This is a genomic window from Coprobacter fastidiosus, from assembly GCF_982245605.1.
This window is the reverse complement of the sequence record NZ_CEVCIF010000037.1, coordinates 17516-35520: the sequence shown is the minus strand read 5'-3', so window position 1 is coordinate 35520 and position 18005 is coordinate 17516. Positions and strand designations below refer to the sequence as shown.

The 18005-nt window shown below is 41.1% G+C and carries 11 protein-coding genes; 1 reads left to right on the top strand and 10 read right to left on the bottom strand.

What is annotated here, in order from left to right:
- Window positions 1–86: 86 nt before the first annotated feature.
- Entirely contained in the window at window positions 87–944 is an 858-nt protein-coding gene (locus AC0UMU_RS10140) for a hypothetical protein (RefSeq protein WP_009317576.1), read from the bottom strand.
- Between the two features lie 22 nt (window positions 945–966).
- Window positions 967–3183 (bottom strand): RelA/SpoT family protein, encoded by a 2217-nt coding sequence (locus tag AC0UMU_RS10135; RefSeq protein ID WP_288641459.1) that lies wholly within the window; start codon window positions 3181–3183, stop codon window positions 967–969.
- Between the two features lie 128 nt (window positions 3184–3311).
- Here AC0UMU_RS10135 and AC0UMU_RS10130 point away from each other — a divergent pair, with 128 nt between their 5' ends.
- A complete protein-coding gene (locus AC0UMU_RS10130; protein WP_288641456.1) occupies window positions 3312–4832 on the top strand; it encodes a DUF4301 family protein in 1521 nt (506 codons plus the stop codon).
- Between the two features lie 126 nt (window positions 4833–4958).
- On the opposite strand, the gene AC0UMU_RS10125 is transcribed toward AC0UMU_RS10130, so the two are convergent.
- From AC0UMU_RS10125 to AC0UMU_RS10090, 8 genes are all read right to left on the bottom strand, one after another.
- Window positions 4959–8510, bottom strand: a complete 3552-nt coding sequence (locus AC0UMU_RS10125) for a pectate lyase family protein (protein ID WP_278715080.1) — start codon at window positions 8508–8510, stop codon at window positions 4959–4961.
- 265 nt (window positions 8511–8775) lie between these two features.
- Window positions 8776–10227 (bottom strand): rod shape-determining protein RodA, encoded by a 1452-nt coding sequence (rodA, locus tag AC0UMU_RS10120; RefSeq protein ID WP_288641452.1) that lies wholly within the window; start codon window positions 10225–10227, stop codon window positions 8776–8778.
- Window positions 10208–12070, bottom strand: a complete 1863-nt coding sequence (mrdA, locus tag AC0UMU_RS10115; RefSeq protein ID WP_288641450.1) for a penicillin-binding protein 2 — start codon at window positions 12068–12070, stop codon at window positions 10208–10210. The genes rodA and mrdA overlap by 20 nt, the downstream gene beginning before the upstream one ends.
- Window positions 12067–12576, bottom strand: a complete 510-nt coding sequence (mreD, locus tag AC0UMU_RS10110; RefSeq protein WP_009317581.1) for a rod shape-determining protein MreD — start codon at window positions 12574–12576, stop codon at window positions 12067–12069. Before mreD ends, mrdA begins: the two co-directional genes overlap by 4 nt.
- Window positions 12569–13417: a rod shape-determining protein MreC gene (mreC, locus tag AC0UMU_RS10105; protein WP_288641446.1), complete on the bottom strand. Its 849-nt coding sequence runs from the start codon at window positions 13415–13417 to the stop codon at window positions 12569–12571. Before mreC ends, mreD begins: the two co-directional genes overlap by 8 nt.
- Before the next feature lie 102 nt (window positions 13418–13519).
- Complete coding sequence (locus tag AC0UMU_RS10100; protein ID WP_288641443.1) at window positions 13520–14539, bottom strand: rod shape-determining protein; 1020 nt, start codon at window positions 14537–14539, stop codon at window positions 13520–13522.
- Between the two features lie 69 nt (window positions 14540–14608).
- Window positions 14609–16132 carry a bifunctional phosphoribosylaminoimidazolecarboxamide formyltransferase/IMP cyclohydrolase gene (gene purH / locus AC0UMU_RS10095; protein ID WP_288641440.1) on the bottom strand — a complete coding sequence of 508 codons (1524 nt, stop codon included), beginning with the start codon at window positions 16130–16132 and terminating at the stop codon, window positions 14609–14611.
- 355 nt (window positions 16133–16487) lie between these two features.
- Window positions 16488–17777, bottom strand: a complete 1290-nt coding sequence (locus tag AC0UMU_RS10090; protein WP_278715094.1) for an O-acetylhomoserine aminocarboxypropyltransferase/cysteine synthase family protein — start codon at window positions 17775–17777, stop codon at window positions 16488–16490.
- Window positions 17778–18005 lie beyond the last annotated feature (228 nt).

Below are 18005 nucleotides of genomic sequence, written 5' to 3'. Positions count from 1 at the left end.
ACAAAATTTATAAACTACTCATTTGCAAATGGTTAAATAGTTGTATATTAAATTTTTCAGATTTTAACGATCTATACCATTTCTAATCATGATTTTTTATCGAGACTATCATGTTCGTGATCAGCAATTTGCTTCTTTAATATTTCGATAGTCTTAGTGGCAATAGCCTTTTCCCGCTGAAGTTGTTTTATTTCAGACATCACCAAAGCAAGTTCATAAGAAGCACTAATAGCTTCTCTTGTATTATTATCCATAATAAAAGAGAAAGGTCGCTTACCTTCATAACTTACCTTTATTTTTGCACCATTACTATTATAAACCAAATCTGCTACCGAACGCATCTGTTTCCCTTTATACGTCACAACCTCAGTCGTATTTCCGGCATTTACAAAACGATAATTATTCGCACCGTCATAAGGAATAACCGATGTAAGAGCAAATGTCCCGTCCGGTAACTCCACTTTTACCGACTCATGATTCAATTTTGTCGCTCCGGAATAGACACTCATCAACTGCATCTGTCCATCTTCTGTCACCTGAATGCGCAAACATGAACGGTTGACACTCCCGGCATTCCGGTCTTTTTTGAAAACATAATTACCCTCTTCCTGATATTTTTCATCTTTCTGCAACTTAAATTTAGAGAGTAAATCTTTCTGAAAGGCTTGACGTATAGGCAACAAACTATCCACATAAGCGAGATTACGTTCATTTATACTCAAATCCACACGGCGCATCAATTGCATTCCGGCACGAATTTCATCAAATGCCCGAGGATCGATCTTGGCAATACTGTCAATCGCAACTTTAGCTCGTGCATAATCCCCTTGCCGGTATAGCTCTTCGGCTTTCTGATATTGCTCGGCAGCCGGATTATTTTTTTTTGAACATGCCCCTGAAAACAGGGCTAAACCGATAATCGAAATAAAAAAGATTCTTTTCATATATTATCTATCTAAATATCATTTAACTCAACGTAACCCGATCTACACTCTTAACACCCTTTACGGTCTTCAATTTTTTCATCAAAGCATTCAATGCAGACAAATCATCGACCAAAACCGTAATATGTCCTTGAAAAAGTCCGTCATTAGAATCGATAGATATGCCTCGCATCGTAATGTTTTTCTCTTTTGAAATAATCGATGTTATATTTGTCACAATACCGATGTCGTCATTGCCGACCACACGCAAGACCGTAGCATACTGTGAGCCTTGTTTCCCCGACCAACGAGCCTTGACAATTCTGTATCCGAACCGGGTTCTTAAAGCCAACGCATTAGGGCAATCCATCCGATGTATCTTAATGCTTCCCTGCGTGGAAACAAATCCGAATATTTCATCTCCATAGATAGGATTACAACACTTCGACAATTTGTAATCGACCCCTTTCAAATCTTTATCGATCACCAAGACATCTTCTTTTCCCAACTCTTCGGGGGAAAGAGGTTGCACATAACTTTCGGCAGTACGCAACTCGACCGACTCTTCATTCTCTTTCTTGTCTAAATCGAGATAAGAATCGATCACGGCATTTACATCGATTTTTTCTTGTGACAAATCGAAATAAAAATCGGTAACCGTTTTATAGCCCATCTTCTTTATCAGGCGCATCATTATCGCCTCGTCAACATCGATCTTTCTGTTTTTAAAACGGCGTTGCAACAATTCTTTTCCGAATTCGGCTTCTTTATAGGCAGTTTCGTTCAATGCCTGTTTTATCTTCACCCGAGCTTTAGATGTTGCCACAATATTCAGCCAATCCTGCTTCGGGGTCTGAGAAGGCGAAGTCAATATTTCGATCGTATCCCCGCTCTTCAGCAGATATTTGATCGGCTGATTCTTATCATTTACTTTTGCACCCACACATTTGCTTCCCAGTGCGGTATGAATCAAAAAGGCAAAGTCAAGGACCGTCGCTCCTTTCGGTAATTTATACAAATCACCTTTGGGCGTAAATACGAAAACCTCTTTATCATAAAGATCCATTTTGAACTCTTTCATCAGTTCCATAGGACCGGTCGTGTCGGCAGATTCCAAAATATCCCTGACATTATTCAGCCAGTCATCCAATCCGCTTTCGCTCTTTAAGCCTTTATATTTCCAATGCGCTGCCAATCCCCTTTCGGCAATCTCATCCATACGTTTGCTTCGTATCTGCACTTCCACCCAACGGTTTTCAGGTCCCCATACCGTTATGTGCAAAGATTCGTATCCGTTACTTTTTGGGATCGAAAGCCAATCCTTTAAGCGCTTCGGATTGGGTTGATACATATCGGTAACGATAGAATAGACTTTCCAACAGTCGGCTTTCTCCTGTTCTTCGGGAGTATCCAATACAACACGTATCGCAAACAAATCGTAAATATCTTCTAATTCGGCTTTCTGTTTTCTTATTTTATTGAGAATCGAAGATATGGATTTTGTTCTTCCTTTAATTTCAAATTTCAACCCGGCAGCCTCCAATTTAGCTTTCACCGGTTTAATGAATTCATAAATATATTTATCCCGAGCCGCCTTTGTCTCGTTCAGTTTTCTGGCAATTTCATTAAATGTAGGCCGATCGGTATATTTCAGAGATAGATCTTCTAACTCGGATTTGATCGTATAAAGCCCCAAACGATGAGCCAACGGGGCATACAAATAAGATGCTTCACAAGCAACATTGACACGAAATTGTTCATTAGGATGATGATTGATCATTCGCATCAGGCACAAGCGATCGGCAATCATGATAATGATCACCCGCACATCTTCTGCAAAAGTCAACAACAATTTTCTGAAGTTGTCGCTCTCTACGGTAGCTTGTTTGGCATAAAGACTGTTTGCCTTAATAAGTCCGCGTATGATTTTAGCGATATCGGTTCCAAAAAGATCTTCGACCTGTTCTTGAGTATAACTTCCGTCGGATACCAGATTATAGATCAAAACGGCGATCAAGGTACTTCGCTCGAGGCCTACCTCTTTCGAAAGAATAAGCGCCGTATTAATATTCCGCAGCAAGACATTCACGCCATTTTTATCGCGCAGATAATTACCCTCTTTTATCGCGCCGGTAATCATCTCGCGAATGCGTTTAAAATCGTCTTCTCCAATCAATGAATGAGAGGATCTCCATAATGCCCGATAAGCAGACAGGAATTCTTTCTGTTCAGGAACAGTAAAATATGTACTCTCTCCCATAATCTTATCTTTTTTTACCAAATAAAAACGATTCAAATATATATTTTTTGAACTTATTATTCACGAATTTAATAAGGTTTTTGTAAATTTGAGTGGTTTTGGAAATATCATTAACTAAATAATATACTATGACTTTGACACAGGAAGACCGTGATTTGTTGAATAAAAAAGGTATCAGCGAATCTCAAATCGAAGAACAACTTTCTTGTTTTAAAACAGGATTTCCGTTTTTGAAATTGAACTCACCGGCCTCTATCGGTAATGGCATTTTGTCTTTGGACGAAAAAGAATGCGAACATTATCTCGAAACATGGGAAAATTATTTGTCGGGAAATCCCGTTATCGTAAAATTTGTTCCGGCTTCAGGTGCAGCCAGCCGAATGTTTAAAAATCTGTTCGAATTTTTAGACGCAACTTACGATGTGCCGACAACCGATTTTGAGAAGAAGTTTTTCGATAATATTACTCATTTTGCTTTCTACAACGATTTGAATGCCGCCTGTATGAAGAATGAAGGGAAAGATATTCCTTCACTCATCGCAGAAAAGAAATACAAACCGGTAGTCGCCAATCTTTTGTTGGACAAGGGTTTGAATTACGGTTCTTTACCAAAAGGGATGTTGAAATTCCACAACTACGGAGACTCGAGCCGTACGGCTATGGAAGAGCATCTTGCCGAAGGAGCTCTATATGCACGCAATGCGGCCGGGAACGTCAACGTTCATTTTACGGTATCGAAAGAACATTTACCCTATTTCAAGCAATTGGTTTCTGATAAAAAATCAGATTACGAGAAACTATTCAACGTAAAATATTCGGTTACTTTCTCTGAACAAAAGCCTTCTACGGACACAATTGCTGCCAATATGCAAAACGAGCCGTTCAGGGATAATGGCAAACTGGTTTTTCGTCCGGGAGGTCACGGCGCTTTGATCGAGAACCTGAATGACATCGATGCCGATGTTATTTTTATCAAAAACATAGATAATGTCGTACCCGACAAGATCAAAGATTCGACGGTTTTATTTAAGAAAGTAATCGGTGGGGTATTAGTCTCTTTACAACAGCAAATCGACGCATATACCGAATTGTTGGAAAGCGGCAAATACACCATGGACAATGTCCGGGAAATCATCGCTTTCGTCCAACAGAAATTATTTGTCCGCAACCCGGAGACCAAAATACTCGAAGACAGCGATCTGGTCGTTTATCTATTGAAGAAACTGAGACGTCCTATCCGTGTCTGCGGTATGGTAAAGAATGTAGGCGAACCCGGAGGCGGACCATTCCTTGCTTACAACCAAGACGGGTCTTACTCGTTACAAATTCTTGAAAGTTCGCAAATCAACCTTAAGGACCCCGAATCGAAAGCAATGTTCGACGCATCGACTCATTTCAACCCGGTAGATTTGGTTTGCGCCGTTAAGAACAAGAAGGGTGAGAAATATAATCTTCCGGAATTTGTCGATAAGAATACAGGATTCATATCGCTAAAATCAAAAAACGGGAAAGAGTTGAAAGCCCTCGAGTTGCCGGGACTGTGGAACGGAGCCATGTCCGATTGGAATACGGTGTTTGTTGAAGTCCCGATCTCCACATTCAATCCGGTGAAAACGGTAAATGATCTGTTACGGGAACAACACCAATAAAAGGACAAATAGAATACCATAAATAAGAAGAGGACCTTTGAGAAAAACGACATCTCAGAGGTCCTCTTTTTATAGGCTGATCGGCCAATCTTCACGCCGAAAAGTCATGTCAGACCAGCAATAATATCATCGGTATATCTTCAATACAGATTTTTCGCAGCGTACGATATAAAATCCTTTATTCAACCCACTCAAGTCGACAATATTCTCACGACTCATTATCAACGAACCGCCAATATCATAAACTTCAATACGCCCATCGGCTTCTGCAAAAGTTCCATTATAACGAATGGTTTCTGGCGTGAACGTCTTGTCAAGTCCCGAAGCGAGTTCAGTTACATCAAGCTCGATCTTGATTCCTACCGCATAATTAATCGAAAAAGTAAAACTCTTTGTAATATCCAGATTATCAAATTCAGCGGTTTTATACGGAAGGGTTTTACGTCCCGAGAAACCAAAGTTTTCGGTCTCACCATTAAATGCCGTCAACATGGCTTTACTATCTTCATTATTCTGGGCACAAGCCGTAATTGCGACATAAGAGACGTTCATACCGTCCGGAATAGTCACCGTATGAGTACCGGCTGCAAGGGTAAACAACTTGGCATTTCTCGTATCTGAAGAATATGTATACTCTGTCCCGAACGAAACGCCATCCAAAGCATATCCAGCCGGGAACTGTCCCGATTCGAGAACGATTCTTCCGGAAGCATAATTTTCCCAGCTTCCCTTCACTACAAGGTCTCCGGTCAACGGGGTATTCTCGGCTATATCCCAACCTCCGAAAACATATCCGTCTTTCTGGGGTGTAGCAGGATATACCACTCTTGTCTGGTTTTCCATTTGCGTATAAAATACGCCGTCTATAACAAAAGTTACCGTATAGGTCGGAACGGGTATCCAAATGGCATTTACAATCAAGGACGAACTCAAAACCGTACCCTCGGCGACATCCCAACCTGCAAAAATATAAGCCTCTTTCTCCGGATTCTCGGCAGGATAACAAACGGTCGTCTGCCTTTCCATAATTTCATAAACAACATCCCCATCCATGAACGTCACCGTATATGTCGGAATGGATGAGTCGATAACCGTAAGCCGATATCGAGCCGATGCAGCACTGAAATTCTCGGTTGCTGCCACGGTCGCTTCTATAACCGTAACCCCTAAACCGACAAGGGTGACAATACCATTATGATCGACAGTCGCAACCGAAGCATTGGAACTGCTGAATGTTACCGTCCCGTCCGATCCGTTTATCAAAACCGGGAATAGATTCTGTACTGCAGCCCTATCTGCCGTAAAGACATCTTTATCATATGCGAAATCGGGTTTAGGCAACGATTGCGCCTCTTCAGTAACCGTTATATCATAATAATTCAGGCTACCGTCACCTTTCACGGCAACAACCGTTTTTCCTTCAGGCACAAAATACTCGGCTTTTACCTTGCTTGTACCGGAAGATGAACTTATAACTTCATTATCGATTAAAAGATTTCTGGTACCATTAGAATTTCCCGTATTAGAAAAAGTAATCGTAACTTTTTGACCGGTCGTTACCGGGACATTCATCGTAAACGAGCCTTGCAAATATTGACCTTTACTGTTATCAAAACTTATCCGGACACTACCATTTACCGAAAGGCCCTCCGTTTCAGAAAATTCGAGATTGGTTGCCGTCGCAAACGACTTATCATAACGATTCGAGCCATCCGAAAGTTTTGTCCAGCCCGACGAAGCATGGCTTACCGCAGCTTGCGTTTCAGAACTCCATGCGGTAAAGGTCCATTTGTTTACGACAACTTCTTGACCTCCGCCAACTACGCTGTTGCTACCGTCTGAAAATGCCGGGAAGATCGAAATATCGGATGTCAACGCTTTTCCTTGCGGAATGTTCCAACCGACAAAAACATATCCGTCCTTAACCGGGGCGGTTTCCGGATAAATCACACGTGCCTGCCCGCTCATCACAATAAACGGCAATGTCCCTTCGGCATCGCTATAATAGGTAACCGTATAGGTCTCAGGAGCCGTGTTCGTTTTACTGAATGATGCTATTTCGAGTAACGAAGTATGGTAATTTTTTATCGCATCCATCAATTTGGCATTCACCTGATCATCGGCATCATCGGATGAATTGTCGAAGCCTTCCCAAGAAAAGTCGCCACCATACATACGCCCGGCATTGGCTTTTACTTTGGCCGGGACATCCAATGCATCATCGGGAACATACGAATACATCAGCGAAGCATCGGTATCGAAATTGTCATAAACCGTTCCTCCGGCAAGTGTTTTATAAGTCGCAGGCACAATTTCGTTTCGGTCAGAAGCCTGGTAAGCATCAAAATCGGTAGCACTGACAAATGTCGCACTCGAATTTTCTACTTCATTGGCGGTGATGTAACTAAAATTGCTCCCCGTCTCAACAAAAATGTTCTTGTAAGATTTAATCATACCACCATTTTCTCCGGAGAAGGTGCCATCTCCCGTAGCATCCGTTCCCTGCCGAGAAGACATCATCGGCCGATTCACGGCACGGAAATAATTCCCTTCAACAAAGACACTCGATCCCATTGTTGCTCCGACTCCGTATTTCGCATTACCGTCATAATAGTTGTTATATACATGCACTGTCATCGTCCGGATACGTGGATGACGCGAATCGGAATGGTCGAACCAATTGTGATGGTAGGTTATATAATTGGGCCCGGTTTCCGATTTCATACCGCAAAGCGACATTTTCCCCGAATCCCAGAAATGTACATACGAAAATGTAGCGTATTGGGTATTGTCTTTCACATCGAGCGATCCATCGCCTTTTGCCTGATCGCTGGCACTACCGGCCTTACCATAAAATATATCACAATTATGCACCCAGACTTTATAAGCCCCTTTGATCGAAATGCCGTCATCATTGAAAAGCATAAATCCCAAATTCCGGATTTCGACATTATTGGCACCAATAATAGCAAAGCCGAAATGGGTTACCGTTGCATCATCGCCGATCCCTTCTAATGTTATCTGAGTTGGGATGCTGTTATTTTTCCCTTTCAACTGAAGGCCATTGACATCGGACAACAATTGAGAGAGATCTGCATTGGTGATATTCCCGATAAAACGGATCGACAAAGGTCGGGTTTCGCGTCCTTTCTCATAACCTTTCAATATCATTCCAAGTCCGACACAAGGATTCGAAACGGCTCCGGTTACCTCCAAAGAAACCGTATTAAAATTTTCGTTTGTCACATACAATACCCGGGCATTGCTTTTGAGCGTACCGTCATTATTATATGCTCCCACAGCGATTCCGTCTTTGTGAGCAAATCCTCCGCGATCATAAGCACTCACCGAAACGGCATCCGAGATCACCGTACTCTCGGCAATAACATCTCCCGATTGTGTCGCCTCCAATTTAAAGTGATAATGACCTACTTTAAGCCCCACCATATCGGCTCTTCCGTAATAACCGTAATTACGGATAAGTTCTGTATCCAATCGAATCCATTCAGCCGATGAAACCTCTTTGACATACACATTGTACATATCAGCTCCCGGATATGGATCCCAAGTAATGTAAGCACTTTCATGCCATCCGGCTACGCGTTTGATCGTAATCTGTGCTGATGCGGTAAAAACAGAAAAAAGAGTTACAAAAAGTAGTAGAATTTTATTTTTCATACGGATCAAATTTAAGTTTTCGCTATTAATTGATAAGGATGTCTACACGCTATAATTTTGCCTATTAAACTTCTCTTTCCAAAAATATACTTTAAAAAGATTCTTTCAAACAGTCTTTTTAGAATAAATCAAAAAGTACACCATTTATACCAAAAAATACAATTAATCGCTTAATAGACACAAGCATGTTGATTTTACAGAAGCCATACCGGCCTCTGAAACAAAAAATAGCCCCTTGAAATGAATATGAGAGATCTTCAGCCCATCAATAATTCTCTAATCGCCCGGCATCGATACGAAGCAAAGCAAATAGCAAAATAGTAAATCCCCAAAGGGATGAACCTCCATAACTGAAAAACGGAAGAGGAATACCTATTACCGGACACAACCCGATTACCATCCCGATATTAATAGCTAAATGGAAGAACAAAATGCTGGCAACACAATAGCCATATACCCGACCGAATACCGACTTCTGGCGTTCGGCAATCTGAATAATGCGCAAAATCAGGGCAAAAAACAATATGACAACCAAAGATGCTCCCCAAAAGCCCTCTTCCTCGCCTATTGTACAGAAAATAAAATCGGTATCTTGTTCGGGGACATATTTCAATTTGGTCTGTGTCCCGTTCAAAAAACCTTTTCCCCATAAACCGCCCGATCCGATTGCAATCTTCGATTGATTTACATTATATCCCGCTCCTCTGGGATCATCTTCCATTCCCAAAGCGACCTTAATACGAGTCTGCTGATGAGGCTCCATAATATCGGTAAACACATAATTCACCGAAAACAGAAAAACTACCGATGCTATGGCAAAACAAAGTGTAAGAAGAAGTTTCGTATTGCGACTTTGCAGATATAAAAAAACAATATACAAAGAGGATAGAAAAATCAATGATAAGATAACATATACCCAATTAAAAGATATTCCTAAAACAGACAGCAGATAACAAATTACGGAAACCGATGCCGACAGCAAAAGAAGATTCCGTACCACGACAGAGTCTTTATAAAAATAAGCGATCATACCGATTATGACCAAAACGATCAATGCCAGCACAAGCACCTCACCCACAGGGGTACTTCCCCACAACATATCGCTATATTTCACTCCTACCACAAAATAAACGATCGAACATAACCCGGCAAAAAGAATCAGTCCGGTCATGCCTTCACGATAAAGCATAAATATCAATGAGGCATATACCAAAGCCGATCCGGTCTCTTTCTGCATCATGATCAATGCCATAGGTAACAAAATCAAAAGGCAGGCTTTAAAAAAATTAGACGGCACGGTCAGCACGAAATTATATGAACTGATCAGACGTGCTAACGCCAATGCAGTCCCGAATTTTGCAAATTCGGCCGGCTGAATATTTACCGGTCCTAATACCAGCCATGACCGAGAACCTTTAATCTCCGGTGCTAAAAAAATAGTCGCTACCAGAAGTATCATAAAACCGATGTAAATAGGATAGGCCAAAGCTTCATACATGCGGCTGTCAAGCATCAGCAATACGAACGCTATACCGAACGAAAGCCCGATCCACAATAATTGTTTCCCGGAACGTTCCGAAAAATCGAATATACTGGCATCATCGAAATTATAGCTTGCGGCATAGATACTCACCCATCCGATAAATACAAGCACCGTATATAATCCGATCGTGTACCAATCAATAGACTTCCATATACTAATTTCCCTTAATGCCACTGTATATCATTGTATTTGATGTTACCATTCTTTCTTCTAAATAAGCTCTCTCAGGAGCTATAAAACCATTCAGATACTTTTCGATCATCAGGCTTCCTATCGGGACTCCGAAAGTAGCTCCAAATCCTGCATTCTCTACATAGACGGCTATTGCGATCTTAGGATTGTCCATCGGGGCAAATCCCATAAACGCAGAATGATCCTTTCCATGAGGGTTTTGCGCCGTACCCGTCTTTCCGCAAACATCTATTCCCGGAATAGCTCCAACCCGACAAGTTCCTCCCGTAACAGCCATTCGCATTCCTTCTACTATATAATTATAATATTCACTATCTATATGTGTATATCGACGCTGCCTGAACTCTTCATTTAAAACCGTATCTTGTATTTCTTTTACGACATGAGGTGTATAAAAATATCCCCGATTTGCAATCGTAGCCGCCAAATTTGCGATTTGCAACGGTGTAGCCAAAACTTCGCCCTGACCTATGCCGATAGAAATTACAGTCAGCGCCCGCCAGCGATTCTCACCATATATTTTATTATAAAACTTGCTATTCGGAATAAATCCCCGACTTTCTCCCGGCAAATCTATTCCTAACCGATAGCCATATCCCATCGAAACAAGATAATCTTTCCATATATCAAAAGCCTCTGCCGTGTTTTTATATTTAGAACGACTGTCAAGCATTGCCCGCAAACCATAGCAAAAATAGGCATTACACGAAGTCTGCAACGCCGAAAGAAGCCCCAAAGGCGATCCGTGAGCATGGCATCCGACCCTCAAGCCACCGGCTACAAAGCCATGATAACAAGGAAACAAGGTCGCGGGAGTTATCACTTTTTCCTGCAAGAATATAAGTCCTTGAGTCGGTTTAAAGGTCGATCCGGGAGGATATGCAGCCATAAATGCCCTATCGTATAACGGCTTATAAGGATTTTTATTCAACATCAGATAATTCTTTCCGCGTTCGCGACCGACCAATATCGAAGGATCATACGTCGGACTCGACACCAATGCCAATATTTCTCCGGTCGAAGGTTCTATGGCGACAATAGCCCCGATCTTATTTTGCATTAAATACTCTCCGTATTGCTGCAAATCGGCATCGATAGAGAGTTTGAGGTTTTTACCCGACTTAGGAGCGATATCATATATTCCGTCTTCATATTTTCCTTTTACCCGGCCATGTGCATCCCGTAGCAATATTTCTACGCCTTTTTCGCCTCGCAAATATTTTTCATAAGATTTTTCTACGCCAAGATCACCGGTATAATCGCCCCGGATATAATAATCGTCTTTCTCAAGATCGCGAGGAGATACTTCCCTGATATTTCCCAAAACATTAGCGGCACTATTTACGGCATACTCTCTGAGGATACGGTTTTGAATAAAAAAACCGGGGTATTTGTACAATTTTTCTTGCAAACGGCCATAATCTTGTGCTGATAGTTGGGAGATAAATGTCTGAGGGGTATAGGCCGAATATCCGGGATTTAACCTGCGATCTTTTACCATAGCCCAACGACGGTCGAACTGTTCGCGAGTAATACCCAGTGTCCGGCAAAAATCCAACGTGTCAAATTCCTGAATCTCCCGAACAATCATCATAACATCGTATGCCGGTTGGTTATAGACCAATAATTTACCGTTCCGGTCATAAATCAGTCCCCGTGAAGGGTATTGTATCTTTTTAAGAAACGCATTACTATCGGCAAACCGTTTATAATCATTATCCAATACCTGTAATGTAAAAAGACGTACCAGATAGATCAAGACCACAACAGTCATGATACCGATGATTACCCACTTGCGGTTTCCTAAATTGTAATCGACGTTCACTTCTTTTTCCAATTTAAGCTTTCCAATGCCAAGATCAAAATAAACGTAAGCAAAGTACTTGACAAAATACGTAATACGAGAATCAAAGGGGTGAAAAATGAAAAAGCTTCTATAATAAAAACTAAAATGCAAAATAGAAAAATCACACAAAATGCATATATCGAGAAATATCCCGATCCGAACGAACGAAACGACGGTACTAATGAAACTTCTTCATTACCCCGCTGTAACACCAAAGCGATAAACGTACGTCTTACAAAAGCAACGGAAACAGATGCCAAAGCGTACATACCGGGTGTATTACTGAATATATCGATAACAAGCCCCATCAAAAACGACAGAGTCATTGTCCAATTAGCAGACAACGTTGTAGGTAATTTCAAGATGAAATAAAGAAACAGAAAAGGGGTGGCATATCCGAACAAAGCAATACGGTTAAAGACCGATACTTGCAACAGCACCAGTATAATAAACGAAAATATATAACCGATTGCCGATTTACTCATCTTTTTTAGCCTCCATTTCCAAAATCCGACGTTCTTTTTGTCCTTTATCATCCAGAATCCGGACATCATTCAGTCGGAAAAAATCAGTAGATAGTTTCACTGTTAAAGCATAAAAATTATCATTCCGCTGTTTTGAGAAACCGTCGACCGTACCCACCATCAGTCCTTCCGGAAAAACAGAAGAGTAACCGCTTGTCACGATAGTATCGCCTTTGACAAAATTTACATGTCGGGGCAACTCCTCCAACACGGCAAAACGAGGATCTTTTCCATCCCATACTAAAGAGCCGAAATAATTACTGCCCTTTACTTTACAACTCAACCTTAATTTGGGATTCAATAACGATATGGCAACAGCATAATGATCTGAAACAACATTGACAATGCCGACAATTCCGTTCTGATCAATTACCCCCATCTCCGAATGAATTCCGTCTTTTCTGCCCTTATTCAATGTAATGTAGTTATGTGCCCTGACAACACTGTTATTTATCACCTGCGCAATTTGAAAATCATATCGAGAAAGAGATGAATCTGCAGACGTGCGAACCAACAGGGAATCTCCACTCAAGCGACTGACTTCATCCCGCAAACGAATGAGCTCCATCTCAAGATTGCCGTTCTGTCTCTGCAAATCCCGATTTATCTCCTGCAACCCGAAATATCCTGTAATTCCACTGGTCATTATATAGAAACGGCCTGCCATTTCATTTGCCGAACTGAAAAAGACACTTTGCTGATAAGAATTGAATTTGAACAGCAAAACAAAACAGATGACAAGATAAAAAGCATACACAAAGATCGGACTGTGATTTATCAAAAAAGAGATCAGTTTGCGCATGTGCCGAATCTGACTAATTATTACTACTACGAGTCACCGACTGTTAGAAAGGGATACTTCCTTCCCGACAAACGGCGACTCGCTTATATCTAAATCCCGGTATTACCGGATCAGGAATGAGAACTTATCGATATTTTTCAAAGCAATCCCTGTTCCTTTAGCAACCGCATGCAACGGATCTTCGGCAATATGGAAAGGTATTCCGATCTTATCGGTCAAACGCTTGTCCAGACCTCTCAGCAAAGCTCCTCCGCCTGCCAAATAGATACCGTTGCGCACAATATCCGCATATAACTCAGGAGGGGTTTGTTCTAATGCACTCAATACGGCAGCTTCTATTTTTGAAATAGATTTCTCGATACAATGCGATATTTCCTGATATGATACGGGAACTTCCATCGGAAGAGCCGTCATCCGGTTCGGACCATGTACGATATAATCCTCCGGAGGATTAGCCAATTCGGTAAGAGCCGAACCCACATTGATTTTAATCATTTCTGCTGTACGTTCTCCGACTTTAACATTGTGCTGACGCCCCATGTACTCCTGAATGTCGGCCGTAAGATCATCCCCGGCTATACGGATAGACTTATTCGATACGATTCCACCCAATGAAATTACGGCGATTTCGGTAGTACCGCCACCTATATCCACAATCATATTTCCCTCAGGAGCTTCAACGTCCAAACCTATTCCGATAGCAGCGGCCATCGGTTCATAAATCATATAGACATCCCGGCCTCCGGCATGTTCGGCAGAATCCCGTACAGCACGAATTTCCACTTCGGTACTCCCAGAAGGAATACAAACTACCATACGCAAAGAGGGAGTAAACCAACGGTTTTTCGCATTCACCATTTTCACCATCCCCCGAATCATTTGTTCAGCAGCATAGAAATCCGCTATCACACCGTCTCTTAAAGGGCGTAATGTACGTATATTTTCATGAGTCTTACCATGCATCTGACGAGCAGTTTCTCCAACTGCTTTCAACTTATCGGTACGTTTATCCAATGCAACCATAGAAGGTTCATCTACCACTATTTTTCCATTGTGAATTATAATGGTATTCGCCGTACCCAAGTCTATCGCGATCTCTTGAGTGAAAGAAAATAATCCCATCTTACTATTTTATTTTTATAAAGCACAGATCATTCCGGGAAATATCCGATACCTGATCTATACCCTATCTTAATGTTTAAAATGTCGAATACCGGTAGTAACCATGGCTACTCCGTTCTCATTACAATAATCGATCGTCTGGTTGTCCCGCACCGAACCTCCGGGTTGGATAACAGTATCGATTCCTTCTTTGTGAGCAATCTCCACACAATCAGGGAAAGGGAAGAATGCGTCCGAAGCCATCACACAACCTTTCAAATCGAAATCGAACGATTTAGCCTTTTCTATCGCATGGCGCAACGAGTCTACCCGAGAGGTCTGCCCTACTCCACTTGCATAAAGTTGTTTTCCTTTGGCCAATACGATGGCGTTCGATTTGCTGTGTTTCACAATTTTATTGGCAAACAACAAATCTTCAACTTCTTCGGGAAGAACCGCTTTATTGGTAACTTGAGTCAATTCTTCGGGTTTTTCCCGATGCAAATCCCGGTCTTGCATCAATACGCCATTCAACAAAGAACGGAATTGCAAAGCTTTTGTTTTATTTTCTTTTAAAACCAATATGATGCGATTCTTTTTCTGTTTTAAGACAGCTAAGGCATCATCATCATATCCCGGAGCAATAACGACTTCAAAGAAGATATTGTTCATCTCTTCGGCCGTTGCTTTATCGATTTTCCCATTTGTGATCAATACGCCACCGAAAGCAGACACCGGATCGCCTGCCAACGCAGCTTTCCATGCATCTACCAATACAGGACGCGATGCTAAACCGCAAGCATTATTATGTTTCAATATGGCAAACGTCAATTCATCGAATTCCGCAATCAAAGAAACTGCGGCATCTATATCCAATAAGTTGTTATATGAAATTTCTTTCCCATGAAGTTGTTCGAACATTTCATCAAACTTCCCGAAGAAAAGACCTTTCTGATGAGGATTTTCGCCATAACGCAATACTTTGGCATCGTTCTCGGCACAACGGAAATAAGAACCTTCTCCGTTATCGAAATAATTAAAAATAGCAGTATCATATCCTGAAGAAACGGCAAAAGCCTCTTTTGCAAACCATTTACGATCTTCTATCGAAGATTCTGCACCTTTCTCATTCAACAACTGCATTAGAGGAGCATATTGTCCTTTCGAAGCAACAATAACTACATCTTTAAAATTTTTCGCAGCAGCACGTATCAGAGAGATACCGCCGATATCGATTTTCTCGATAATGGCGCTTTCGTCAGCTCCCGAAGCTACAGTTTCTTCAAAAGGATAAAGATCAACAATCACCAAATCTATTTCCGGAATCTCATATTCTGCAATTTGTTTCTGATCGCCTTCCAGCTCACGACGACATAATATACCTCCGAAAACTTTAGGATGAAGGGTTTTCACACGCCCTCCCAATATTGAAGGATATCCGGTCAAGTCTTCAACAGCTTGACAGGGCAATCCCAATGATTCTATAAAAGCCTGCGTACCACCGGTAGATATAAAACGTACACCTTCACTATGTAATTTCTTTAATATCTCATCTAATCCATCTTTGTGGAATACCGAAACCAAAGCGGTTTTAATTCTCTTGTTTTCAGACATATATGCAAGTTTAAGTTTTTCAAAGCACAAAAATACGAAATAATGTGATTGAAATACACAGATTATGCGAAAGTTTTAGAAAAAATAATGTTACAAACTTTTTGATTCTCACAAACGTATCGCTTCTATCCCCAAAAACAAAAAGGAATGTAAATTCGAACAAGAAAACAGTCCTTTTTACCGCCTTTCAAAAAGAAAATATATAAAATCAAATTCTATTTTCACTTTCTTAAAATTCTCAAATCATCGGTTTACACCCTGAAATACCGTTCGATCTATCCCGGTTCAACCGAATGAAATCATCCCGATACTTGCCATCCCAACGAACAATGGTCACATCTCCCGACATGCCTGTTTAAATTTTAGAAAATGCCTGATCAAGATCTGCAAGAATATCATCTATATGTTCCGTACCTATCGAAAGCCTTATAGTTGAAGGCGTAATATGCTGTTGCGCCAATTCGTCCGGTGTCATTTGAGAATGTGTTGTAGTATATGGATGGATGACAAGACTTTTTACATCAGCGACATTGGCCAGTAACGAAAAAATTTCTAATGAATCGATAAATTTCCAGGCCTCTTCTTTTCCTCCTTTTATTTCAAACGTAAAAATACTGCCAGCCCCTTTAGGAAAATACTTTTCGTAAAGGGCATGATCGGGATGATCCGGTAGCGAAGGATGATTCACTTTCGATACTTTCGGATTATTTTTCAAATAATCAACCACTTTCAAAGCATTTTCGACATGCCGTTCCACTCGCAGGGATAAAGTTTCCAGCCCTTGCAACAGGATAAAAGCATTGAACGGAGAGATAGCAGCACCGGTATCACGCAAAATGACCGCCCGTATGCGGGTAACGAATGCCGCTTGTCCTGCCACATCTGCAAAAACAGCTCCATGATAACTCGGATCTGGTTTAGCTAAAGAATGGAATTTTTCTGCATCTTTTTTCCAATCGAATTTACCGCCATCCACAATAACTCCCCCTAAACTAGAACCATGTCCACCGATAAATTTAGTCGCAGAATGGATTACTATGTCCGCTCCATGCTCAATGGGACGAATCAAGTACGGAGTCCCGAAAGTGTTATCTATAATCAACGGAATATTATGACGATGAGCGACTTCTGCAACAGCATCGATATTCGTCACATCAGAATTCGGATTCCCAAAAGTTTCGGCATAAATCGCTTTCGTATTAGGTCTGATTGCAGCCTCGAGCAATTTCAGATCATTCACATTGACGATAGTATAGCTAACACCTTGTGCTGCCAACGTATGCGTAATGAGATTGAACGAACCGCCATATAAATTGTCTGCGGCAACAACATGATCTCCCACTCCAAGTATATTCTGCAAAGAATAAGTAACAGCGGCGGCACCCGAAGCGACGGCCAACCCCGCAACCCCGCCTTCAAGAGCTGCTACCCGCCGTTCAAAAACATCTTGAGTCGAATTTGTCAACCGTCCGTAAATATTCCCTGTGTCACGCAATCCGAAACGGTCGGCCGCATGCTGAGAATTATGAAATACATAAGAAGTGGTCTGATAAATAGGTACTGCACGTGCATCTGTTGCCGAGTCCGGATGTTCTTGCCCTACATGAAGCTGTAAAGTTTCAAAATGATAATTTTTCTTTGACATAACAGTATATGTTTATTATTTACAACGACAAAGCTACATTATACAGGATAATAATCCAATATATTTTAATAATACAGAAAATTATTCTAAATATATTCATTGTTTCGATTTTTTAATCTATACAAATTCTTCAAATTCGCCATTCTAAAGAATATTATCCTAAAGCTTAAAGTCTGAACTCTACAATAAAAAATCAGGTCATTTCCGCATTTTCTTCCGGTCTATAAC